Annotated in this window: 19 protein-coding genes and 2 rRNA genes (1 of these 21 only partly in view); 8 read left to right on the forward strand and 13 right to left on the reverse strand. The window is 59.5% G+C overall.

Annotation, left to right across the window (positions count from 1 at the left end; genetic code table 11):
- Positions 1–123 precede the first annotated feature (123 nt).
- From ACN19L_RS06680 to rocF, 3 genes are all read right to left on the reverse strand, one after another.
- The gene (locus ACN19L_RS06680) at positions 124–453 is read right to left on the reverse strand and encodes a hypothetical protein (protein WP_426492755.1); all 330 of its coding nucleotides are present in this window, start codon (positions 451–453) and stop codon (positions 124–126) included.
- A gap of 577 nt (positions 454–1,030) precedes the next feature.
- A complete protein-coding gene (locus tag ACN19L_RS06685; RefSeq protein WP_426492756.1) occupies positions 1,031–1,474 on the reverse strand; it encodes a YbaY family lipoprotein in 444 nt (147 codons plus the stop codon).
- Between the two features lie 70 nt (positions 1,475–1,544).
- Positions 1,545–2,519, reverse strand: coding sequence for an arginase (gene rocF / locus ACN19L_RS06690; protein ID WP_426492757.1), 975 nt, complete (start codon positions 2,517–2,519; stop codon positions 1,545–1,547).
- A gap of 296 nt (positions 2,520–2,815) precedes the next feature.
- On the opposite strand from rocF, the gene ACN19L_RS06695 reads away from it, so the two are divergent.
- Together ACN19L_RS06695 and ACN19L_RS06700 are read left to right on the forward strand one after the other, a co-directional pair.
- Positions 2,816–4,219 (forward strand): arginine decarboxylase, encoded by a 1,404-nt coding sequence (locus ACN19L_RS06695; RefSeq protein WP_426492758.1) that lies wholly within the window; start codon positions 2,816–2,818, stop codon positions 4,217–4,219.
- A 498-nt stretch (positions 4,220–4,717) separates the two neighbouring features.
- Positions 4,718–4,870, forward strand: coding sequence for a hypothetical protein (locus tag ACN19L_RS06700; protein ID WP_426492759.1), 153 nt, complete (start codon positions 4,718–4,720; stop codon positions 4,868–4,870).
- A gap of 67 nt (positions 4,871–4,937) precedes the next feature.
- Here the strand turns inward: ACN19L_RS06700 and ACN19L_RS06705 are convergent, their stop codons facing one another.
- Entirely contained in the window at positions 4,938–5,456 is a 519-nt protein-coding gene (locus tag ACN19L_RS06705) for a D-glycero-alpha-D-manno-heptose-1,7-bisphosphate 7-phosphatase (protein WP_426492760.1), read from the reverse strand.
- 155 nt (positions 5,457–5,611) lie between these two features.
- On the opposite strand from ACN19L_RS06705, the gene hemG reads away from it, so the two are divergent.
- The 3 genes from hemG to ACN19L_RS06720 all read left to right on the forward strand — a co-directional run bounded on the left by hemG (position 5,612) and on the right by ACN19L_RS06720 (position 8,997).
- Complete coding sequence (hemG, locus tag ACN19L_RS06710) at positions 5,612–6,943, forward strand: protoporphyrinogen oxidase (RefSeq protein ID WP_426492761.1); 1,332 nt, start codon at positions 5,612–5,614, stop codon at positions 6,941–6,943.
- A 203-nt stretch (positions 6,944–7,146) separates the two neighbouring features.
- Positions 7,147–7,938, forward strand: a complete 792-nt coding sequence (locus tag ACN19L_RS06715; protein WP_426492762.1) for a polyprenol monophosphomannose synthase — start codon at positions 7,147–7,149, stop codon at positions 7,936–7,938.
- Positions 7,939–8,061: 123 nt separating this feature from the next.
- Positions 8,062–8,997: a TerC family protein gene (locus ACN19L_RS06720; protein WP_426492763.1), complete on the forward strand. Its 936-nt coding sequence runs from the start codon at positions 8,062–8,064 to the stop codon at positions 8,995–8,997.
- Positions 8,998–9,203: 206 nt separating this feature from the next.
- Here ACN19L_RS06720 and ACN19L_RS06725 read toward each other — a convergent pair whose 3' ends face one another.
- On the reverse strand, positions 9,204–11,351 hold the full coding sequence (locus tag ACN19L_RS06725) for a transglycosylase domain-containing protein (RefSeq protein WP_426492764.1): 2,148 nt from the start codon (positions 11,349–11,351) through the stop codon (positions 9,204–9,206).
- A 169-nt stretch (positions 11,352–11,520) separates the two neighbouring features.
- Here ACN19L_RS06725 and purB point away from each other — a divergent pair, with 169 nt between their 5' ends.
- The 3 genes from purB to ACN19L_RS06740 all read left to right on the forward strand — a co-directional run bounded on the left by purB (position 11,521) and on the right by ACN19L_RS06740 (position 15,437).
- Complete coding sequence (gene purB, locus ACN19L_RS06730) at positions 11,521–12,885, forward strand: adenylosuccinate lyase (protein ID WP_426492765.1); 1,365 nt, start codon at positions 11,521–11,523, stop codon at positions 12,883–12,885.
- 82 nt (positions 12,886–12,967) lie between these two features.
- Positions 12,968–14,206, forward strand: coding sequence for a DUF4105 domain-containing protein (locus ACN19L_RS06735; RefSeq protein WP_426492766.1), 1,239 nt, complete (start codon positions 12,968–12,970; stop codon positions 14,204–14,206).
- A gap of 127 nt (positions 14,207–14,333) precedes the next feature.
- Positions 14,334–15,437 (forward strand): glycosyltransferase family 9 protein, encoded by a 1,104-nt coding sequence (locus ACN19L_RS06740; protein ID WP_426492767.1) that lies wholly within the window; start codon positions 14,334–14,336, stop codon positions 15,435–15,437.
- Between the two features lie 113 nt (positions 15,438–15,550).
- Here the strand turns inward: ACN19L_RS06740 and ACN19L_RS06745 are convergent, their stop codons facing one another.
- The 8 genes from ACN19L_RS06745 to ACN19L_RS06780 form a co-directional block, all read right to left on the reverse strand.
- On the reverse strand, positions 15,551–15,847 hold the full coding sequence (locus ACN19L_RS06745) for a GIY-YIG nuclease family protein (RefSeq protein ID WP_426492768.1): 297 nt from the start codon (positions 15,845–15,847) through the stop codon (positions 15,551–15,553).
- Positions 15,848–15,930: 83 nt separating this feature from the next.
- Positions 15,931–17,055, reverse strand: coding sequence for a glycosyltransferase (locus ACN19L_RS06750; protein ID WP_426492769.1), 1,125 nt, complete (start codon positions 17,053–17,055; stop codon positions 15,931–15,933).
- Positions 17,056–17,189: 134 nt separating this feature from the next.
- Positions 17,190–18,176 carry a glycosyltransferase family 2 protein gene (locus ACN19L_RS06755; RefSeq protein ID WP_426492770.1) on the reverse strand — a complete coding sequence of 329 codons (987 nt, stop codon included), beginning with the start codon at positions 18,174–18,176 and terminating at the stop codon, positions 17,190–17,192.
- The gene (locus tag ACN19L_RS06760) at positions 18,169–18,702 is read right to left on the reverse strand and encodes a DUF4199 domain-containing protein (protein ID WP_226269681.1); all 534 of its coding nucleotides are present in this window, start codon (positions 18,700–18,702) and stop codon (positions 18,169–18,171) included. The genes ACN19L_RS06755 and ACN19L_RS06760 overlap by 8 nt, the downstream gene beginning before the upstream one ends.
- Positions 18,703–18,743: 41 nt before the next feature.
- Positions 18,744–19,265 carry a DUF4199 domain-containing protein gene (locus ACN19L_RS06765; RefSeq protein WP_226269682.1) on the reverse strand — a complete coding sequence of 174 codons (522 nt, stop codon included), beginning with the start codon at positions 19,263–19,265 and terminating at the stop codon, positions 18,744–18,746.
- A 90-nt stretch (positions 19,266–19,355) separates the two neighbouring features.
- A complete protein-coding gene (locus tag ACN19L_RS06770) occupies positions 19,356–21,401 on the reverse strand; it encodes a BatA domain-containing protein (protein ID WP_426492771.1) in 2,046 nt (681 codons plus the stop codon).
- A gap of 304 nt (positions 21,402–21,705) precedes the next feature.
- A 5S ribosomal RNA gene (rrf, locus tag ACN19L_RS06775) occupies positions 21,706–21,817 on the reverse strand.
- 92 nt (positions 21,818–21,909) lie between these two features.
- A 23S ribosomal RNA gene (locus ACN19L_RS06780) occupies positions 21,910–22,758 on the reverse strand; it runs 2,057 nt beyond the window's last position.

Raw genomic sequence — 22,758 nt, forward strand, 5'->3', positions numbered from 1 at the left:
CCGGAAAGGTGGGGTTGAATGCATGCCAGTTAAGCGGGATTCCTGGCTCCGCCACCCAAGTGTACGACACTTTTTTTAGCTAATCTCTGTACCTCATGCGCTAGCTGAACCGTAGCGCAGGGCCTACAGCAGCAATTCGGCATCCTCCAGAGAGGGTACAATATGCAAAGCCCCGCCCGCGTCCGCGAGGATGGTATGGAGCTGGTGCTCTACCACCGCAGGCACCTGACACAGTACCAGCCGGGCCTTTCGGCGGTGCAAGCGTTGCTGACAGGCCCAGAGTAGCCAAGCCTCCGTTGCCGACAGGGTGTGGAGCAGCCGGCAGTCAACCCAAACGGCAGGCTTGCCGCTGCGGCAAGCCCGGGCCAGGTGTGCAGCCAGCTCTGCTTCGCCCACCGTGGCAGCCAGGGCCAGCAGGGAGCCGGCCGGAAAGAGTTCGTGGCAGATAACCATGGCAACAGCTAAACGGACATGAATTACTACCCCAAATTTCCAACTAAACAACCACTTGACTATCAGTAGAATTTCGTAAATAATTTAGAGAAAACTACGGATTTGCTGCCACCTGCCCCGGGTTACAATCGAAGCTATTCAACCTTGGTCAGACGGCCGCGACTACGCTATCCGACGGAGTTATCCGGCAGAGCTTCGCTGACAATCGTTCCGGCTAGGGAATATGCCCCGGCTAAGACGAAGGGCGGGCAGGTAGCCAAATTCCGGGGCCGTCGGCTCGCAGGTACTACAGATTTTCAGGCCCGAGGCTGGGGGGAGCCTGACCTGGTTGCCCGTCAGCTTTCTGAAACGCTTGCCTGCGCGGCGCAAACGTCCTTACTGGCCTTTCTCCACCTGCCGCGCCAGGCTGCGGGGGCATTTATGGTCTGTTGCCGCCGCTTTCTGGGGTTGCCGCCTCACCGCAGCGTGACGGCTGCGTATCATCCGCCGCAGTTTTGTGCTGGGGCCGTTCCTGCCAATCCGGGCGTAATCCCTCCGTGCTATGCCTCCCAGGGAGGCCTTGCGCCCGGGCCGGCAACTAGTGTACCGGCCGAAGCACCAACTCCACCCGCTTGGGGTGGTTGTCCGTCACCACGGGGTAGGCCTCATCGTGCAGGTACAGCAGCCGGCCGCCGTCGGTAATGCGGGCCTGCACGGTGTACACACTGCCCGGCGCAATACGAGCCGCATCATAATGCAGCACGAAGCCGAACGGCACCTGCCGCCCGTTGGGCCGGATGGTCACGGAATCAATTACCGTGGCGGCCACATCCTGCAACGCCACGTCCTGCAGCACCACCCGCACCACCGCCGTGGGCGGCAGGGCCATGCGGTTGCGGTAGGTGATGGTGCCCGTCACGGAATCGGGGGCCGTCGCGGGGGGCGAAATTCCGCTGCCGGCGGCCGGAGCGGTGGTGGTGGAGGGTGAGGCCGTGCAGCCAGCCAGCACCACGGGCACGGCCAGGTAAGCAAGTAGTTTCATGAGCAATAGCGTGTAAAGGAGGAACGCCCCGGTAACGAAGCCGGCGCGTTCCTTCTTATACGCGCCCGGGTTACCGGCTCACTACTTCCTCCAGCCGCAGGCGGTTCTGAATGGCATCGGTGGCGGCTTCCAGGATGTCGAAGGCGTTGGTGGCCATGGTGTTTTCGGAGTCGAGGGTGGGGTTGATTTCCACCATCTCAAAGCACACCACCCGGTCGTTGTCCAGCAACGCGCGGCACAGGCTGATGGCCTCCTCCACGTTCAGGCCATCCACCACGGGCGTGCCGGTGCCTTTGCTGAAGCGCGAGTCCAGGGAGTCCACATCGAACGACACGTACACCAGGTCGCAGAAGCGGAGGCGCTCAAACACCTCCCGCGCTATCTGGCGGGTACCTTTTTCGCGCACTTCGGCAATCTGGTAGTTTTTGATGCCCAGCCGCTCAATAATGGCATCTTCCTCGTGCTCGGTGTCGCGCACGGCAATGTACACCAGGTGCTCGGGGGCCACTTTCGCGCCCGGCTCGCCCAGATTTTTGAGCTTCTGCCAGAAGAATTCGGTTTCGGGCTCGGGCTGGTTGCGCTGACATTCCCGGTTATCATCGCCCAGCGCAATGGCCAGCGGCATGCCGTGCATGTTGCCCGAAGGCGTAGTGTAGGGCGAGTGAATATCGGCGTGGGCATCTACCCACACCACGCCCAGCATTTTGTGCGGATACGCGGCTTTAATACCCGCAATGGTGCCGGAAGCGTTGCTATGGTCGCCGGCCAGTACCAGCGGAAACTCGCCGAAGCGCAGGGTTTGCTCTACGGTGCTGGCAATGCCTTTTTGCACCGTGTAAATAGAATCGATGTGCTTAGCCTTCGGGAAGTGGTTTTTCTCGAAGAGCACGTGGTTCAGGTCCGGAATGGCCACGGAGTTGAACCGGCGGAAGTAGTCGGAGCCCTTGTTGAGGCAGGCTACTTTCAGGGCATCTACGCCCAGGCTGGCGCCACGGGTGCCGGCTCCGAGTTCGGAGCGGACCTCCAGAAGCTTAATGCGTCGCATATTACATTGGCAGAAAAAAGGTTAAGTGGTTTAGATGCTTGCCGATTGAGCGGGTGGGAATCCTCTCAGGCTTGACGCGCGCGGACCTTCCGGCGCAACCAACGAACAAAGCACAACCAAAACCCCCGGGAGGGGGTATCTTTGCATCTGCAATTTAGTGCATAGTTGGCAGTGCTTGGTACTTAGTGAGGAGTTTCCGCTTCGCACTCACAACCAAGTACCCAGCACTACGTTTCGTGTACCTTTTTCTTCGTTTCCACCCTAAGCACTAGGCACCAGGCACTAGGCTCTACTACATGGATACCTACCACTCCCTGATTTCCCAGACGTTCGACTTCCCCACCGACGAATTTCACGTGGAGAATGATGAGCTGCGCTTCCACGACATTGATTTGATGGCACTGGTAGAAAAGCACGGCACCCCGCTGCGCATTGCCTATCTGCCCAAAATCAGCACCCAGATTCAGCGGGCCCAGGAGTGGTTCCGGCTGGGCATTGAGCAGACCGGTTACCAGGGCAAATACTCCTATGCCTACTGCACCAAAGCCTCGCACTTCAGCTTTGTGGTGGAAGAGGCCCTGAAAAACGGCGTCCACATCGAAACCTCGTCGTGGTTTGACACCAACATCATCCGGGCCATGCACGCCAAGGGCCGGGTGCAGAAGGACACGTTCATCATCTGCAACGGCTTTAAAACCGAGGAGTACAAGTACGAAATCACGCGCCTCATCAACGACGGTTTCGTGAACTGCATGCCCATTCTCGACTCACCGAACGAGGTGGATTACTACCACAATAACGTGCGCGAGAAGTGCAACGTGGGCATGCGCCTGGCCTCCGACGAGGAGCCCCGCTTCCAGTTCTACACCTCCCGCCTGGGCATCCGCTACACCGATGCTATTCCGCTTTGGGAGCAGAAAATCAAGGACGACCCGCGCTTTGAGCTCACGATGCTGCACTACTTTATCAACACCGGCATCAAAGACACCAGCTACTACTGGTCGGAGCTGAGCCGGTTTGTGCACAAATACTGCGAGCTGCGCAAGGTGTGCCCCACCCTCACTACTATCGACATTGGCGGCGGCCTGCCCATCCAGACCAGCATTCAGAAGGAGTACGATTACCCCTACATGATTGCCGAGGTGCTGCGTACCATCAAGCGCATCTGCGAGGAAGAGGGCGTGCCGGAGCCGGATATCTTCACCGAGTTCGGCATTTTCACGGTGGGCGAATCGGGGGCTACCATCTACAGCATCCTCGACGAGAAGCTGCAGAACGATAAGGAGCTGTGGTACATGATTGACGGCTCGTTCATCACCAACCTGCCCGATACCTGGGCCCTGAACCAGCGTTTCATCATGCTGGCCCTCAACAACTGGAACCGCTCGTACAAGAAAATTCAGCTGGGCGGCCTCACCTGCGACTCCCAGGATTACTACAACGCCGAGAAGCACATCTACCAGGTGTTCCTGCCCGAGCGCAAGCCCGCCACCGACACCAAGCCGCTGTATGTGGGCTTCTTCCACACCGGGGCCTACCAGGAAAGCCTCTCGGGCTACGGTGGCGTGAAGCACTGCCTGATTCCGGCCCCCAAAATGGTGATTCTGGACCGGGACGCCGACGGTAACCTCACTGACCGGGTATTTGCTGAGGAGCAAACCGCCGACTCCATGATGCGCATTCTGGGCTATCAGGCCTAATACTCAGGCAGAACGAGTCCTCTGAAGCAGTGTTTCGGAGGACTCGTTCTTTTGCCGATAGGTTGCACGCAGCCGGGAGTTCCCGTACCTTTACTCACAGACCCCAAAACTGCCGGCCCCGGCCCGCTCACATCTTACTTAGCATGAAAAAAGTACTACTCCTGGCGTGTGTGGCCGGCCTTGGGCTGAGCTCCTGCAACAAAAAGTCGCAATGCCCGGCTTATTCGAGCACGAAAGATGCCGCTCGCGTTTCGTCTACCATCGTGGCCCAGCATTCGACTCCGGTTGAGCGTCAATAGCTTGTAGTTCCCAAATCGGACTGCCAGAAAGAGGTTTCTCTCCGCCGGAGGGGAACCTCTTTTTTTTGTATTTTACATAGTTAAAATTAATCAGCCTATTCGCACACTTTTCCGCTGCTGGCAGCGTTGACGGTAGGAATTGTGGCTACCTCTGAAGTATCTGAGCCTGTACGCCCGCCACACCTAGTTGTCCTTTTCCATGAAAAACTTATTGCTCTGGGGGGCCATCCTGTTGATGGGAGCCTCCGCTTGTCGTCGGCAATGCCCGGCGTACTCGGCCACCAAGCCGGCCAACCGCGTGGCCTCGTCGCTGACGGCCAGTGCCCCGGCCCCCGCCACCAACCGCCAGTAGTCCGCCTGGTGGTACCCGCTGCCAGCGCGGCTTCCGCCCTCCGGGGATGGAAGCCGCGCTGCTGTTTTTAGGCCCCGGTCGATATGGCCAGAATCAGGTCGGTAGCGGCCCGCAGGTCAGCCACGTGGGGCTGGTAGCCAGCCTGCTCCTCGGGCCCTACCAGAATGCCCCGCACGCCCACGCGCTGCCCGGCCTCGATGTCGCGCAGCCGGTCGCCTACCATCCAGCACCGGGTGGCATCCAGCCGGAACCGGGCCAGGGCTTTTTCCAGCATCAGGGAGCCGGGCTTGCGCGCCAGAGACTCTGATACCTGTGGATGGCCCGGAGCAAAGTAAAACGCATCAATCAGCCCGCCGGCCGCGTCCTGCAGCTTCTGGTGGCAGGCCTGTACGTGAGCCGCCGTGTAGAGGCCCTTGGCAATGCCGGCCTGGTTGGTTACCACCACCAAGTAGTACCCGGCCGCCTTCAGCCGGGCCAGGCTTTCGGGCACCCCCTCCGACACCACAAATTTCTCCAACTCCCACACGTACTCGCCAATCTCATTGTTCAATACTCCGTCGCGGTCCAGAAATATGGCTTTGTTCATGATGCTAGGTGACAGGTGACAGGTGACAGGTGACAAAAGTAGGTAGTCCGGCGGGCTATGACGGGCTTGCGTATTTTTGCGCGGGTGATTGTTCGGGCGTTGAGCCGGTTCAGCTTTCACCATTTCACCACCTCACTATTTCACCACCTCACCGCATGGCCATTGCTATTCTGGGCGGCGGTATCTCGGGCCTCACGCTGGCCTGGTACCTGCAGCGCGCCGGCGTCGATTACGACCTGTTTGAAGCCAGCCCCCGGCCCGGCGGCAACATCCGCACGGAGCAGCAAAACGGCTACCTGGTGGAAACCGGCCCCAACTCGCTGCAGCTCTCCGCCGAGTTGCAGGAGCTGCTGACCGGGCTGGGCCTGAACGGCCAGCTGCAGGAGGCCGCCGCCGTGAGCCAGAACCGCTACGTGCTGCGCCAGGGCCGGTACCAGCAGCTGCCGGCCTCCCCTCCCAAACTGCTCACCAGCCCGTTTTTCAGCCTGAAAACCCGCCTGGGTATGGTGCGGGAGCTGTTCCAGCCGGCCGGCCCGGTAAATGAGCAGGAAACCCTGACGGAGTTCTTCACCCGCCGCTTCGGGCCGGAGGTGGTAGAATACGCCCTCAACCCATTCATCTCGGGCATTTACGCCGGCGACCCCGCCCGGCTGCTGATGCACAAAACCTTTCCGCAGCTGGCGGCCCTGGAGCAGCAGTATGGCTCGGTTATTCGGGGCCTGATGAAAACGAAAAACCCGGCCGGGCGGCGGCGCATCGTGTCGCTGGCCGGGGGCCTGCAAACCATACCCGATACACTGGCCGCCAAGCTGCGGCGGGCCCACTTCGGGCAGACGGCCACCCACCTGCACCGCCGCACCGACGACGGCCGCTGGGAGTTGGAAACCACCGCCGGTCCCGCTCCGCGCCTGTATCACCAGGTGGTGCTGGCGTTGCCCACCTACGCGGCGGCCCCGCTGCTGCAGGCGCAGTTTCCGGCCGTAGCGGCGGCCCTTAGCCAGGTGCAGCACCCGCCCATGACGGCCATCTACACTGCCTACTACCGCGCCGATGTAGGCCACCCGCTGGATGGCTTCGGGGCGCTGAACCCCAAAGCCGAGCAGCCCTACGCCGCCGGTAGCATCTGGACCAGCTCCATCTTCCCCGGCCGGGCTCCGGCAGGCCAGGTGCTGTTCACCACGTTTGTGGGCGGCAGCCAGTACGAGGACCACGCCCGCCAGCCCGAAGCCGAGCAGAAAGCCGCCGTGCACCAAGAGCTCAGCCGCCTCTACGGCATCCGGGCCGGGGCCGGGCCGGTGTGGCAGTACCGCTACTACTGGGACCAGTCCATTCCGCAGTTCGACGCGCACATCGGGCCGGCCCACGCCGCCGCCGATGCGCTGGCCGAGCAGGGCCTGTACGTGGCCGCCAACTGGCGCTCCGGTGTGGGCGTACCCGACTGCGTGCGGCAGGCCCGGCAGCTGGCCACTGCATTAGCTGCGCTGTAACTCAGCTAATGTATATCGTCATTGTTATTTAATGAAGCCGTAGTAAACTCAAATTCTGGCGGCGCGTGTTATGACAGGCGTACGGCATTGGGCGCGGCATTCAATGGCTATATTTCGGTATATTCTTGAAGCACACCCTAACTTAGGATAGCCAGTGCCGATGAATCCTTTGGCTCTTCAAACAAACCTCTACCTTTGCGGCAATGACAAACGGGGTTGTCCTGATACCGACCTACAATGAGAAGGAAAATGCGGAATTGATCATCCGTAAGGTCTTCTCGTTGCCGCAGCCTTTCGATGTGCTCATCATTGACGATGGCTCGCCGGACGGCACGGCCGCTATTGTGCGCAGCCTGATGGCGGAATTTCCGGGCCGGCTGTTTCTGGAGGAGCGGGCCGGCAAGCTGGGCCTGGGCACGGCCTACATCCACGGCTTCCGCTGGGCGCTGGCGCGCGGCTATGAGTATGTGTTTGAGATGGACGCCGACTTCTCGCACAACCCCGACGACCTGGTGCGCCTCTACGACGCCTGTGCCCACCAGGGCTACGACTTGGCCATCGGCTCCCGCTACATTCAGGGCGTGAACGTGGTGAACTGGCCCATGGACCGCGTGCTGATGTCATACTTCGCCTCGGCCTACGTGCGCATTGTGACGGGCATGCCCATCCGCGACGCTACGGCCGGCTTCAAGTGCTACACGGCCCGGGTGCTGCGCACTATTCTGCAGAACCGTATCCGCTTCGTGGGCTACGCCTTCCAGATTGAGATGAAGTGGCTGGCCTACAAGTACGGCTTCCGCATCAAGGAAGTGCCCATCATCTTTACTGACCGCACCCGGGGTGCCTCCAAAATGAGCAAGGGCATTGTGCAGGAAGCCTTCTTTGGCGTGCTGCAGATGAAGGTTGACAGCTGGTTCCGCCGCTTTGAGCGCACTCCCGCTGGCGCCCCCGATGCTCCCGTGCCGGCCGTATCCGCTACGCCGGAGGCCCGCTAATCATCTTATTGCTCCTTACTCCCGCCCGCGGTACTTCTGATAGGTGCCGCGGGCGGCGGCGTTAGCGAGGTTTTGCGCAGGCCATTGTGCCGGAAATGCGGGCGGGCACGTATCTTACTCCCGATGGAAATATCTCCGCTTTTCTGGGTTGGCTTCAACGTGTTAGTGCTGGCGCTGCTCCTGCTGGATCTGCTGGTATTTAACCGCCGGGAGCACGTGGTGCGCATGCGCGAGGCCCTGGGCTGGAGCGCGTTCTGGATTGCCCTGTCGCTGACGTTCAACTACCTGGTGTACCGCTGGCTGGGCCGGGGGGCCGCCATGGAGTTCCTCACCGGCTACCTCATCGAGAAGTCGCTGAGCGTGGACAACCTGTTTGTGTTCCTGCTCATCTTCAGCTATTTCAAGGTACCGCCCCAGTACCAGCACAAAATCCTGTTCTGGGGCATCATTGGGGCGTTGGTGCTACGGGCGGCGTTTATTGTGGCCGGGGCGGCGCTGCTGGCCAAATTCCACGTGCTGCTCTACGTACTGGGCGCGTTCTTGGTGTACACCGGCGTGAAGATGGCCACCAGCGGCGGCGAGCCGGAAATCGACCCCGACAACAACCCGGTGGTGAAGTTTCTGAGCCGCCACTTGCCCATTACCAATCGCCTGCACGGGGGCCGTTTCTTTGTGCGGCAGAACGGCATGCTCTTCGCCACGCCCCTGCTGGTGGTGCTGGTGATGGTAGAAACCACCGATGTGGTATTTGCCGCCGACTCCATCCCCGCCATCCTGGCCGTCTCGCGCGACACGTTCATCGTGTACACCAGCAACGTGTTTGCCCTACTGGGCCTGCGGGCGTTGTATTTCGCGCTGGAAAGCCTGATGCGGCTGTTCCATTACCTGCACTACGGCCTCTCGCTCATCCTCATCTTCATCGGCGGCAAGCTGCTGATGGCCGACCTGGTGCATATTCCCATGGGCATTTCCCTGGCCGCCGTCGGTCTGATTCTGGCCACCTCCATCGGGTTATCGTTGCTGTTTCCGAAGAAGGAAGAAGTGATGAACAAAGAATAGCGCCCGTCATTGCGAGCGGAGCGAAGCAATCCTTCCTTTACAGGGCACCAATCCTTGATAAGCAGAAAGCCCCTGACGCCAGTGTAGGCATCAGGGGCTTTAAAGTAGTTCTTAGTTCTGCCCTGCGAAAAGAACGGATTAGCTTCGCTGTCCTTCGGGTGCTTCGTCGTGCCTCCTCGCAATGACAGCCTCCTCGCAATGACGGGCTAATTGCCCTGCGGTGGGGTGGCGGGGGGCTCCTGCTGGTTGGTATTTACGCCGGCATCGGGGGCAGTGTCGCCGCCGAGCAGGTCAATCAGGTTCAGGGGCTCGTACTGCGACGAATCGGCCGCTACAATGGTACGCACCGTGTCGCGGGTGGCGCGCACGATGTATTGCCGGGCTGGGCCCTGGAAGTTCACCGAGGTGCCCAGGTTTTCGTACTCGCTCTGCGAGATGTAGCCTTTGCGGGCCATCAGCTGGGCAATGAGCCGGTGGAAGTACCGCCCGCTTACGCGCATCTCGCCGTACTGGTTGAAGCCGTTGCGGTAGTACTTGGGCCGCGGGATGATGCTGGCCAGAAACAGGCTTTCCGACAGATTCAGGTTGCGCGGCTCCTTGGCAAAGTAAAATTCGGCGGCCTCATGCACCCCGTAAATCTTCGGGCCCCACTCGATGATGTTCAGGTACACCTCCAGCATCCGCTCCTTGGTAGCCAGGCGGGTGTTTTCGATAATCCACACAATCAGGGCCTCCTCGGCCTTGCGCACCAGGGTTTTCTTGCGGGTCAGGAACACGTTTTTCACCAGCTGCATGCTGATGGTGCTGCCCCCGCGGGCAAAGCGCCGCTCCTTGATGTTCTGAATAGCCGACTTCACAAACGCCTTTTCCATGAAGCCCCGGTGCGTCATAAAGCGCGGGTCCTCGGCCGTCATGATGGCGTACTTCAGATAGTCCGATACCTCGTTGTAGGGCGTGTACTCTGGGTTCGACGGGCCCACCAGAAAGGTTTTCACGGTGTCGCCCTTGTCGTTGTAGGCTGTGTACGGGAACTCCTCGTTCAGCTTGTTCAGGTTTTCGCGCCCGAAGCGGGTGATGCGGAACTTGGTAGCCCGCAGCCCCGAGTCGAATTTCAGGCTGTCGAGCTGGTTCATGTCGAGGTCGGCCATGAGGTGGTACTGCACCGTGCCCTCGGCCTGGGTGCCTTCCAGCGTCTCAAACATGCCCTCGGGCAGGGAGGCGAAGAAGTCGTTGGCCTTGGTTTCGGCCGATTCCACATTCAGTTTCACCTGCAACCCGGCCAGCAGCTGGTTGCGGTTGGTGAGGCCGTTAATGTCCTTGCCAATCACACGCTCCGGCACCGGCAGGCGGCGCACGCTCAGCTCCGGAAACAACTCCATCTTGTTGAGCAGCACCCGCGTGCCCTTCTCCAGCGCAAACGAGGCCTGCCCCATCTTCAGCACGAAATCAATGCCGCCGCGCGGAAAACGCACGTCACTGTCGGAAAGCTTGGGGTGATTCACGATGAAGTTGGCGGCCGCGGCCGTGCCCTTCACCGTCAGCTCGTCGTCGCCGCCAAAATCCTTATCCGAGAGGCTCACACGCACCGAATCGAACTGCACCCGGGCCCCGTAGCGGCTTTGCACGTAGGGCAGCACCACGGGGCGCTTGTCCAGCCCGAAAATGTTGGCGTCCACCTCGTAGTCCCCGGCGTCGATGTGGCCCTGCACGCCTACGCGGTTCTCCACCGAGTCGATGTTGGCCGTGAGTTGCCCGGTAATGTCGCCGTCCTCAATGGCCAGGCGGGGCATCACCAGGCGGGCCTGGTGACGGGGGCTCTGGTAGGTAACCAGGAAGTTCTGGAAGTCGGCCTCGTCGGGGATGTTGTCGAAGGTAGCTTCCAGCAGCTGGTTGGCCAGCAGACCGTAGTTGGTGCCTTTGGACGTGTCCACGGGCGCTACGGGCTGGTTTTTCTTCTTTTTGTAGAGGAAGGAATAGTTGTCCTGGCCGGCGCGCGTCTGGCGGGCGGTGAGGCGGGCGTTGTCGATTTCGAGGTTGCTGAACACCGGGCGGCCGGCGAACAGGCTCCGTACGCTCAGTGAGGCCCGTACTTGCTTGGCCGTAAACAGCGTATCGGACAGCGTGGTGGGCACCAAGCTCACGCCTTCGAGCTGCACAGTGTTGAGGTCGGTGAAGCGGGCGGGGCCCAGCGTGAGTACCACGGGGTACTTGGTTTCAACCTTGGCTTTCACTTTCTGCAGGGCCAGGTCCAGCAGCTCCTGCCGCTTCAGCAGGAAAAGGCCTAAACCACTGAGCAAAAGCACCACCAGGATGCCCAGGCCGATGCCGATTTTTTTCTTGGTTGCTGAAGTCACGCGCACAGGTCGGAGAGAAAGGAAGTCGCGGCCGGGCCAAGCCAGATTCGTGCCGAACCCGCCGCCGCTCGGACGACAAAGGTAACGAAAAAGGCCCGCGCCCCGATTGGCCCGCGCCCCGCCTTCCGCTACCTTTGGCCCGTCCCTGGCCTTTTTCCTCCTTCTACGCATGTCTGCTGCCCTCGACTATACCGTCCTGACGCCCCTTACCGCCGTTTCGCCCCTCGATGGCCGCTACCGCCGCCAGACGGCCCCGCTGGCCGCCTACTTCTCCGAGCTGGCCCTGATCCGGTACCGGGTGCTGGTGGAAGTGGAGTATTTCATTGCCCTCTGTGAGCTGCCCCTGCCCCAGCTGCAGAACGTGAACCCGGAAGTATTCGGCCCGCTGCGCGCTATCTACACCCAGTTCAGCACCGCCGATGCCGACGCCGTGAAGGCCCATGAGCGGGTGACGAACCACGACGTAAAGGCCGTGGAGTATTTCCTGCGGGACCGGTTTACGGCCCTGGGCCTGGGCCAGTACCTGGAGTTTATCCACTTCGGCCTCACGTCCCAGGACATTAACAACACCGCCATTCCGCTCAGCCTCCAGCACGCCCTCATCCATACGCTGCTGCCGGCCTACGCGCAGGTGCGCAACCAGCTGGCCACCCGCGCCCAGAGCTGGGCCGCCGTGCCCATGCTGGCCCGCACCCACGGCCAGCCTGCCTCCCCCACCCGCCTGGGTAAGGAAGTGGAGGTGTTTGTAGCCCGCCTCGATGCCCAGGTGGAACTGCTGGGCCAGGTGCCCTTCGGGGCGAAGTTCGGCGGAGCCACCGGCAACTTCAACGCCCACCACGTGGCCTACCCCAGCACCGACTGGCACCAGTTTGCCCAGCAGTTTGTGGAAGGCCGCCTGGGCCTCAAGCGCAGCCACCCCACCACCCAGATTGAGCACTACGACCACCTGGCCGCCCTCTGCGACGGCCTCAAGCGCCTCAACACCATTCTCATTGACCTGGCGCGCGACGTGTGGCAGTACATTTCCCTGGGCTACTTCCGCCAGACGGTGAAGGCCGGCGAGGTGGGCTCCTCGGCCATGCCCCACAAGGTGAACCCCATTGATTTTGAAAACGCCGAGGGCAACCTGGGTCTGGCCAATGCCGTGCTGGAGCACCTGGCGGCCAAGCTGCCCATCAGCCGCCTCCAGCGCGACCTCACCGACTCCACCGTGCTGCGCAACCTGGGCGTGCCGCTGGGCCACACGCTCATTGCCCTCACCGCCCTGCAGCGCGGCCTCGACAAGCTGGCCCTCGACGAAGCCGCCCTCCGCCGCGACCTGGACGACAACTGGGCGGTGGTAGCCGAGGCCTTGCAAACCATCCTGCGCCGCGAAAACTACCCCGACCCCTACAACGCCCTCAAGGCCCTCACCCGCACCGGCTCGGCCATCAGCCAGGCCACCATCAGCGAGTTCGTGGACGGCCTCAGCGTGAGCGACGCCGTGAAGCAGGAGCTGCGCGCCATCACGCCCAGCAGCTACGTGGGCGTGTAGCACCTACTCGCATCGGTTTCTTGCCGCGTAAGCGCGGCCCGGCATCTTTTCCATGCGTTATTCAAGTAGCTTCGCTGGAGCTATGCAGTATTCATCTACGGAAAAGGCGTCGGGCCGCGTTTCTGCGTTCTATCTACCCGCATTAGGTATTCGGTTATTGTTTTTGGCCCTGTTGTGGGTCTGGGGTACGGGGGCTGCAGAAGCAGTCCCCGCTGCCAACGACACCCTCGCCATCAGCCTGCTTACCTGCGCGCCGGGCTCCGAAACGTACGCCTTATTCGGGCACTCGGCCCTGCGGGTTACCAATCCTGGCCGGGGCCTGGACCGCGTGTACAACTACGGTACCTTCGATTTTCGCACACCGAACTTCTACTGGCGCTTTCTGCGCGGTGACTTACGCTATTTCCTGTCAGCTACCTCGTTTGCGGAGTTTTGGGAAGAGTACCGACGGGAAAACCGGGCCATTACGGAGCAGGTGCTGGCACTGCGTCAGCCCGAAGCCCGCCTGTTGCACCAGCAACTGGAAACTACGTTGCACTCACCGTCCCGATTTTACCAGTATCAGTTTTTCACCGATAACTGCACCACACGCCTATTGGGCCACCTGCGCAACGTAACGCAGGCGCAACCGCTCAGCTACACGTACGCCGACTCAGCAATCCGCTACCGGCAGCTCCTGGCACCTTATCTGGCTCCGGCGCCCTGGGTGTCATTCGGCATGAATATCGGCCTAGGTATGCCCGCCGACCGTTACGCCCCCTTCGAGCAACGGCTCTTTCTGCCACTTGAGCTTCAACGGGCCTTAGCGCATACTTCCCGATTGGGTCAGCCCTTCGTGCAGCAGACCCGCCCGCTGCTGACGGCTACGCCGCCCCCACGCCAGCCCCAGGTGTTTACGCCTTCGTTCTGCTTGGTTGGTCTGGGCTTACTGCTGTTGCTTACACAACTACTCCCTGCGCGTTATGCCGCGGCACAACGAGTGCTGCAACGTAGCTTCCTGACAGCGGCCGGCCTGTTAGGCTGCTTCCTGGTAGGGCTTCAGTTAATTTCTCTGCATTCTCCCGTACATGGTAATTACCAGGTGTTGTGGTTGCAGCCGACGCACTTGTTCTGGGCCTTTGTTCGACCGTGCCGCGTTTGGCAGCCTTTTCTGGCGGCGGCCTTACTGGGTATTGTAGTAGGCGGTTTGTTGGGGTGGGTTGTTGACTACATGGAGCCAACTTCCGAATTCGGACTGTTATGCGGGTTGCTGTTCTGGCAATTACTGGTTCTGTTCCGGCGGTGCGGCCAGATGTCCGAGCTCCAGAAGCAAGCGGGGTAGCTGACTAAGCCTACCTACTCCTTGGCTATTTTCGACTGCCTCACTATCAGCTTGTTGCCTGAGATTCATTGGCTGATGGCAGCCAGCCTGCTACTTTTACCGGCTCATTCCCCTGTTTTTTCCCCCAATGCCTCACCTCAACGGCGTTACCGTTCATCCCGACTGCCGCCACTTCCGCGGTGATATTCCCTGCCGCCCGAATAAGGAGCACGGCTACCAGTGCACCGGCTGCCCGGCCTACGCGCCCACGCAGCAGCGCATTCTCATCATCAAGCTCGGGGCCATTGGGGACGTTATCCGCACGACGCCGTTGCTGCGGCGGCTGCGCCATGAGTACCCCAACGCCCGCATCACTTGGCTCACGCTCACGCCCGCTATTCTGCCCCAGGGCGGCGGTTGGATTGACGAAGTGCTGAAGCTGGAACTCACCAGCGTGCTGCACCTGCAGCAGCGGGAGTTTGATATTCTCTTCAACCTCGATAAGGACAAAGAGGCTTGCGCCCTGCTGGGCAGCATCCGGGCGCACCAGAAGTTCGGCTACCAGCTGCACCCTCAGTACGGCGTGGCCTGGCCCGTGGACGAGCTGGCTAACCACAAGTACCTTACCGGCGTGTTCGACGAGCTGAGCCAGAAAAACCAGAAGCCCTACGTGCAGGAAATCTTCGAGCTGTGCGGCTACGAGTTCCAGCACGAGGAGTATGTATTCGACACCCACGAGGACAAGGGCTACGACTGGAGCCAACTGCCCCAAGGCCGCCCTCGCATCGGCCTCAACACCGGCTGCGGCGACCGGTGGACGACCCGCCTGTGGTCGGACGAAAAATGGATTACCCTCATTCACCAGCTGCAGCAGGCCGGCTACGCGCCCGTGCTGCTGGGCGGCGAGGCCGAGGATGAGCGCAACCGCCGCCTCCACGCCGCCACCGGCGCGGCTTACCTGGGCACCTTCTCCCTGCCCCAGTTCATCAACCTGATGCACCAGATGGATGGCATCGTGACGCAGGTAACCATGGCCATGCACATCAGCATTGCCCTGCGCAAGCCCACCATCCTGATGAACAACATCTTCAACCCCTACGAATTCGACCTCTACGGCCGCGGCCAGCTCGTGCAGCCGGATAAGCAGTGCGTCTGCTTCTACCGCGGCTCGTGCAAGCTAGGCACCAGCTGCATGGAAGATTTGTCGGCGGAAAAAGTGTTTGAGGCCGTGCGGGTGAGTGTGCCCGCGTAGCCCGTCATTGCGAGGAGGCACGACGAAGCAATCCTTCCTTTTCAAAGCACAAAGCCCTGAGCTAGAGTCAATCCCTACCAGAAAGCGCATCAATACTTTCTGGTAGGGCTTCATCATTTAGCACACCTACAAGTCCTCCGCCACTCCCGGTTCGCTGCGGTAATCAACTCCAGCTTTTTCTGTCGGGAGCCTGCTTTCAACTGCTTTTCGCGGGCAATGGCGGCGTTGGCATCCGGATACGTCTCGAAGTACACCAACTGGTGCACGTTGTATTTCTGGGTGAAGCCTCGGTGCAGGCCCGCCTTGTGTTCCGCCACCCGCCGTTTCAGGTCATTCGTTACGCCGATATACAGGACCGTTCTGTTCTGATTCGTCAGCAGATAGACGTAGAAGGTTTTTATATCTGGCAACTTGACGGGGAAAAGGGGTTTGAACAGGTCAATGTTTTCCGCCCTGAAAAGGAAGGATTGCTTCGCTCCGCTCGCAATGACGGTCAGCTGGCCACTTCCTTTAGCGCCTTTACCATCACGTCCCAGGAAAATTCCTTTTTCTTAGCCCACACGCCGGCGGTGAATTCCTGCTCGCGCTGGTGCGCGTAGAAATCCACCAGCGCATCGGCAATAGCCTGGGGCGTGGGTGGTACCACGTAGCCGACTTCCCCGTTCGGAATCAGCTCGGCTAGTCCGCCCACGTCGGTTACCAGCATGGGGCGGCTGAAGTGGTAGGCAATCTGCGAGACGCCGCTTTGGGTGGCGTTTTTGTAGGGCTGTACTACCATATCGGCGGCGCAGAAGTAATCCACCACCCGCTCGTTCGGGATGAAGTCGGTGGCGCGCACGAGGCGGCTTTCCAGGTTGTGCTGCCGGATGAGGACTTCGTAGGGGGCAGCGTCTTCGTAGTACTCGCCGGCAATAATCAGCTTCACCGGCAGCTGGGCCAGCCGGGCATCGGCAAAGGCTTCCAGCAGAATATCGAGGCCTTTGTAAGCCCTGATGAACCCAAAGAACAGCAGGTAGCCAAACGCGGGGTCGAGGCCCAGGGCGGCCAGGGCCTCAGCTTTGGGCTTGAGGGGGCCGAAGTTGTCGTAGAGCGGGTGCGGGCGGTAGAGGGCGGGCTGCCGGAAGTGCAGGCGGCGCAGGTCGGCCAGCACCGAGCGGCTCATCGTTACGAAGCCGTGGCAGGCCGAAAGGAAGTAGCGCGTGAGCGGCCGGTCGCCGGGCCGTTTCTCGTGCGGAATTACGTTGTCGGTGATGGCCACCACGCGGGTGTGGCGGTTGCGCCGGATGAGGCGGGCCACCGTGCCCAGCGCCGGCCCCATAAATGGCAGCCAGAACCGGAAAATCACCAAGTCGGGCCGCTCCCGGCGCAGGCGGTTGCCCACCCGGTACCAGCTCAGGGGATTCACCGAGTTCAGGCTCACCTCAATATTCAGGTCGGTAGGGCCTGGTTCGGTGCTAAACTGCGTCTGGCCCGGAAACAGGAAATCGGGATACTGCAGCGAGAAGGTAACCAGGCGCACCTCGTCGCCGGCTTCGCGGAAGGCCCGCGCCAGCCGCTCGTTGTAGGTGGCCAGCCCGCCTCGCAGCGGGTACGCCGGCCCGATGATGACTACGTTCATAGGGTAGAAACGCGTGAAACAAGAACGTCATGCTGAGCTTGCCGAAGCATCTCTACCGCCATGCTAACTGTCTGATTAGCCTCGGTAGAGATGCTTCGGCAAGCTCAGCATGACGTTCTGCTATTGTGATGTGTCTACTTCAGGTTCAGCCGCTCTTTTACCAAGTAATCGTTGCGGTTGGAGCCGTTGAGCTGCACCATTTCGGCCAAGAAGCCGGCCAGGAACAGCTGCACCCCAATTACCACCGCCACCAAAGCCAGGAAGAACAACGGCTGGGCCGTTACGTCGCGGGAGAGGTGGTTGTGCCACGACAGCCACACCTTCTCCCCCACCAGCCACAGCGTAATCAGCATCCCAATCAGGAACGATATGGTGCCCAGCGCCCCGAAGAAGTGCATGGGCCGCCGCCGGAACCGGCTCACAAACGTGATGCTCATCAAATCGAGGAAGCCGTACACGAACCGCTCCAGCCCGAATTTGGTGGTGCCGTACTTGCGCTCCTGATGCTGCACCACCTTCTCGCCGATGCGCCGGAACCCGGCCCACTTGGCAATAACGGGGATGTAGCGGTGCATTTCGCCGTACACCTCAATGCTTTTCACCACCCGGCTGTCGTAGGCTTTCAGGCCGCAGTTGAAATCGTGCAGCCGGATGCCCGAAATCCAGCGCGTCACGCCGTTGAACAGCTTGGTGGGAATGGTTTTGCTGAGCGGATCGAAGCGCTTTTTCTTCCAGCCGCTTACCAAATCGAGGCCGTCCTGGGTAATCATGCGGTACAGCTCCGGCAGCTCTTCCGGCGAGTCCTGCAAATCGGCATCCATGGTACACACCACCCGGCCGGTGGTTTCCTTGAAGCCCACGTTCAGGGCCGCCGACTTGCCGTAGTTGCGGTTGAAGCGGATGCCGCGCAGGTGCAGGTCGGTGGCGGCCAGCTGCTCAATCACCTCCCAGGAGTCGTCCGTTGAGCCGTCGTCAATCAGCAGCACCTCGTAGGTAAGGCCATGCTGGGTGAGCACCCGGTTAATCCAGCGGGTGAGTTCCGGCAACGACTCGGCTTCGTTGAGCAAAGGGATGACGATGGACAGCTCAACCGGAAAATGCTGCGAAAGACGCTTACTCAAACTCAGGACGGGTGTTTTTGGTGAAGGCGGAGATAATCAGCGAAAACAGAAAGCCGAAAAATGCCGTGGCCAGAATGGCCCATACAATGCTGAGCGGCCCGGTGGGCATCATTTTTTCCGTCCACTGCATGGCTTGGTCTATCTGCTCATCACTAATATTGCCGTCAGACTCCAGTTTCGCACGAGCGGCTTCCAGGGCCCGCTGAATATACTGTGGGTCAATGAAGTTGACGTAGATGTATTGAAAAATTCCGCTTAGGGCCCCAATCAGGGCGCCGGCTACGGTGGCTATGCCCAAGCCTTGCCCGTAGCTCATGAAGCCGCCATTTTGCGCCTTGAAGTACCGGTGAGCCACTACAATGCCGCCAATAAGAATGGCAAAGGTCAGCAGCCCCATCATCGGCTTCTGCTCAAGGTTGGCAACTTTCAGAATGAAAGAATAGATAATCGTGACAATCCCGATTATCAATCCATACCGGATACCAACGGAGGTGGGCGTAACAGTGGGGGTAGCAGTGCGTTCCATAGCAAAGTGCAGGGTTAGGTGAACAGATGCGGGAAGGTAGATTATTTCCGCAAAAAGACCCCACCGGGAATGGCTAATAGCAGCCCGATTACCAGTTTCTTCGTGAATTCATCCTGGGCCAGCCCCACCGCGTTGGTCGCCAGGTTGCGCAGAATAGCCTGGTACTGCTGCAAGCCATTGGCTTCCTTCAGATAGATAGCCTTGGTTGATTCGAGCATTTGTCGGGTTTCCGTTACATGCTGAGCTATTAGTTCCGGGCCCGTCAGCCGCGCAAAGGCATACAGCCCTACGGCCGCAACCAGCGCCGTCACCAAAGCCGTCAGTGCCCCCGCTCCCACCGATTTTCGCAGGCCAGGGCCGTCGGGCTCATAGTAGCGACGTAGCAGAAACTGGCTGATTACCGCGGCAATTGGCACAAAAAACGACGATAGCATCCGCTTGGGGCCGTATGGGTCGTTTCCCGATGAATACAGAAAAAGGAACCAGGCAATACAAAGCGCGCCGGTTACTACTCCGCAGAGCGTAGCCGTGCGCAATACAGGGTGAGAGGTGGTTGGTTTCAACGGCAACAGAGATTGGACCGGCAAGATACGTCTCCTTGCGCGCATTCTCTGATGGGTGGTTGACTTACCAGCCGGCGCCGTAATGGCTCGCTAAACAGGAACGGCGACGGGTGTGGCCCGGCGCTGCGGCAACCGCAGCAGCAGTATTTCCACCAGTAAAAAGATCAGTATTCCCCATACACAATACTGCCACAGCGGCGTGCCCACGCGGGTAGCTTTGTAGCGAGCTGCCGCCGTTTGCCCCGCCCCAGTCTCATACACCTGCACGTTCGGATACTTACTGGCTAGTTGGCGCAGCTCGGCCGCCGTGTAGCTCCGCAAATCTGACTCTCGTTTGTCTACGTTAAAAGCTAGCGTCGTCAATGTTTCTCCAGCCCGCTCCAGCCGGTAGAAACCAGGCTGCCGGATAGTAGCCGGCAAATCAAGCCGCAATGTGCCTGCCTGCTCCTGCTGTCCTGGAATGAGGCGGAGGCTATCCTGCACCAGTTGATATACTGCCTCAGTCCGGGAATTCCGAGTTACTCGGGGCACCTGTAACCGCACCGACGTCTGGCTCAGGCGATAAGCGGGCCGCTGCTCCTGACGGTAACTCTGCATAGCCAGCCGGTAGAGTACTGGCACAAACAACGGGTGCTGCGCAAAATCGGAGTACGGCGCACTAAACGGCGCAGCAAATAAGTAGGTGCTCCCGGCTCCATTCGCAAACCCGGATAAGTAGTTATCACCATCCCGCATCCGTAGTACATCCGTCCCTGAGCGGGACCACCGCAGTACAGGCGCGGCCTTGGGCATTCCAGCCCGAGTAATTAATCCTGTAAAAACATCCCTGAAAAATGGGCCTTGCGCGCTAGGAGTCGCTATATCCTGCAGCACTGGACTACCCTGGGAAACGGGCTGCCACTGCACCGGCCCCACCCCCAACTCCCGGAAAAACTGTGCATAGTCAGCTTGCCCGGCCGCGCCAACCGGAGGTATTACTACAAGTGTAGCCCCACGTTGCACAGCCTGCCGCAAATTGTCTCGCAACCCCGCTGACAGCCGCGGCACTTCCCGTAGAATCAGCAAATTAGCCGTACTCAACGCCTGATAGTTTGTTGCAGTAGGGCTTACATGCTGATAAGCAAACAAGGGCTCATTGTTGTACAAGCGCGCCAATTCACCCGCAGCACTAATTTCCGTAATCCGGATTTGCGCGGCTGGTTGTAGCGTAAAATAATAGGTATTATCAAAATCAACCGGGTAGTCATCCAACTCTACCCGAGCTTCCTGTACACCACCTTGAGGAACCCTTATCTTGAACTGGGTTACCGTCGTTTGACCCGCTGGAACAGTCAGTTGGAATGCGGCCAGTTGCTGCGCCCCCATGAATATTTTGATACCACAGTTAGCGGCATCAACTTGTCCGCCGTTGCGCAACCGCATCTGTAACACTGCATCAGCCCCTGCTCGGATAAAAGCGTCCTCTATCCATACACTATCCACAAACACGTTGGGTTGCGGCTTACCAGCCAAAGGAATAAGGAACACCTGCTGCCCCGAATCCAAGGCGGCTAATGAAGCCTGCGAAAACGTGTTTTTTTGGAAATCCGAAAGTAGAAAGATGGGTCCCTGTACACTACTGCGTTGCGCCTGACGCAGTAAGGCACCAACTGATTCCGTCTGCCCGCTAGGTTGAATCTGCTCGACAGCCGCTCGGTAAGCAGCCGTTGTCAGCGGCTCCTGCCCACCGGGCCATACATGATAACGCGTACCCGAAGCAAAAGCCAGGGGCAGGCCCACTGCTTGTTGAATAGATTCCTCCAGCAGTGACTGATCATTCGCGCCCAATTGCTGCAGGCTAGGCGAATTATCAACAACTACTCGTACCGACGAAACTGTACCGCTGTTTTGTTCAGGCGCGGGAATGAATGGTTGCGCAAAGAGCAGCACTAAACAACAAACAGTAGCTATTCGGCTAGCCAGAAGAAGCAAATGTTTGAGTTTGCGCTGGCGCGCTGTAACCAGCTTTACCTGTTGAATAAACTCCACATTTGAAAATAGTACCCGCTGTGGCCGCCGAAGCTCAAACAGATGTAGGATGACCGGAATACTAATAGCTAGTAGTCCTAATAAAAACCAGGGGTGTACGAATGCCATGCAGAAAGCTTAGTCAGTGAAGATAAACACAAATCCTCTGACACTAGTTGCGCCTGTTATTCCAACGCACTCCAAATGCACAGATTAAGCTAAGTTGGCGTCAAACTAGCACTGCAATCAAATGAAATACAAAGGCACGCATACAGCCAGAATAGTCTGGTTGTATGCGTGCCTTCAGTAACCTATTCCTACCGCATCCGGGATGTTGGGGTGCGGCAGGGGGGGGGGTAAACGCAGCGAGCCCCGCAGCAGTTGCGAGGCCCGAAGGGGGACCAGCAATGCGCGGGGCTCGCGTGTGCTAAAAGGTTGGCGGCGACCGACTCTCCCACCGGTGAAGGCAGTACCATAGGCGCTCCGGGGCTTAACGACTCTGTTCGGAATGGAAAGAGGTGAACACCCGGGCTAAAGCCACCATTAGCAGCGCAGCACACTGTTCAGTTACCTGAACACGGCTGTCATATTCAACATAGAGGGCGAGACAAACAAAGCAGCGGTAGTGAGCTGTATCCTGCAGAAGTGTTCGAGCCCTTAGTACCCCTCGGCTGTGCGATTCCGCGCTCTACACCTGGGGCCTATCAACGTCCTCGTCTCGAACGGCTCTTATAATCGGAAATCTCATCTTCAGGTGAGTTTCGCACTTAGATGCTTTCAGCGCTTATCTCATCCCAGCGTCGCTACCCGGCGCTGCAACTGGCGTCACAACCGGTGCACGAGCGGCTGGTCCAACTCGGTCCTCTCGTACTAAAGTCAGGTCCTGTCAAATTTCCCACGCCCACCACAGATAGGGACCGAACTGTCTCACGACGTTCTGAACCCAGCTCGCGTGCCACTTTAATCGGCGAACAGCCGAACCCTTGGGACCTTCTCCAGCCCCAGGACGTGACGAGCCGACATCGAGGTGCCAAACCTCCCCGTCGATATGAGCTCTTGGGGGAGATCAGCCTGTTATCCCCGGCGTACCTTTTATCCTTTGAGCGATGGCCCTTCCATGCGGAACCACCGGATCACTATATCCGTCTTTCGACCCTGCTCGGCTTGTAGGCCTCACAGTCAAGCCTGCTTCTGCTATTGCGCTCTACATCCGGTTACCAAGCGGATTGAGCAGACCTTTGAAAGCCTCCGATACTTTTTTGGAGGCGACCACCCCAGTCAAACTACCCAGCAGACACTGTCTCCGTTTTCCAGATTAGGTGCCAAACAACACAAGGGTGGTATTTCAACGTTGACTCCCCAGACCTGGCGGCCCGGGCTCACAGTCTCCCACCTATCCTACACATGTGTTGTCCAGCATCAATGTCAACCTATAGTAAAGGTGCACGGGGTCTTTCCGTCCCGTGGCGGGTACTCGGCATCTTCA

The sequence above is a fragment of the Hymenobacter sp. 102 genome (assembly GCF_049949205.1).
Taxonomy (GTDB): Bacteria; Bacteroidota; Bacteroidia; order Cytophagales; family Hymenobacteraceae; genus Hymenobacter.

Coding starts and splice junctions, on each gene's coding strand:
- ACN19L_RS06705 (WP_426492760.1), bottom strand. CDS start 5,456: ATGAACAAAGCCATATTTCTGGACCGCGACGGAGTATTGAACAATGAG.
- ACN19L_RS06750 (WP_426492769.1), bottom strand. CDS start 17,055: ATGAACGTAGTCATCATCGGGCCGGCGTACCCGCTGCGAGGCGGGCTG.
- hemG (WP_426492761.1), top strand. CDS start 5,612: ATGGCCATTGCTATTCTGGGCGGCGGTATCTCGGGCCTCACGCTGGCC.
- purB (WP_426492765.1), top strand. CDS start 11,521: ATGTCTGCTGCCCTCGACTATACCGTCCTGACGCCCCTTACCGCCGTT.
- ACN19L_RS06695 (WP_426492758.1), top strand. CDS start 2,816: ATGGATACCTACCACTCCCTGATTTCCCAGACGTTCGACTTCCCCACC.
- ACN19L_RS06720 (WP_426492763.1), top strand. CDS start 8,062: ATGGAAATATCTCCGCTTTTCTGGGTTGGCTTCAACGTGTTAGTGCTG.
- ACN19L_RS06740 (WP_426492767.1), top strand. CDS start 14,334: ATGCCTCACCTCAACGGCGTTACCGTTCATCCCGACTGCCGCCACTTC.
- rocF (WP_426492757.1), bottom strand. CDS start 2,519: ATGCGACGCATTAAGCTTCTGGAGGTCCGCTCCGAACTCGGAGCCGGC.
- ACN19L_RS06680 (WP_426492755.1), bottom strand. CDS start 453: ATGGTTATCTGCCACGAACTCTTTCCGGCCGGCTCCCTGCTGGCCCTG.
- ACN19L_RS06760 (WP_226269681.1), bottom strand. CDS start 18,702: ATGGAACGCACTGCTACCCCCACTGTTACGCCCACCTCCGTTGGTATC.
- ACN19L_RS06770 (WP_426492771.1), bottom strand. CDS start 21,401: ATGGCATTCGTACACCCCTGGTTTTTATTAGGACTACTAGCTATTAGT.
- ACN19L_RS06685 (WP_426492756.1), bottom strand. CDS start 1,474: ATGAAACTACTTGCTTACCTGGCCGTGCCCGTGGTGCTGGCTGGCTGC.
- ACN19L_RS06700 (WP_426492759.1), top strand. CDS start 4,718: ATGAAAAACTTATTGCTCTGGGGGGCCATCCTGTTGATGGGAGCCTCC.
- ACN19L_RS06715 (WP_426492762.1), top strand. CDS start 7,147: ATGACAAACGGGGTTGTCCTGATACCGACCTACAATGAGAAGGAAAAT.
- ACN19L_RS06735 (WP_426492766.1), top strand. CDS start 12,968: ATGCAGTATTCATCTACGGAAAAGGCGTCGGGCCGCGTTTCTGCGTTC.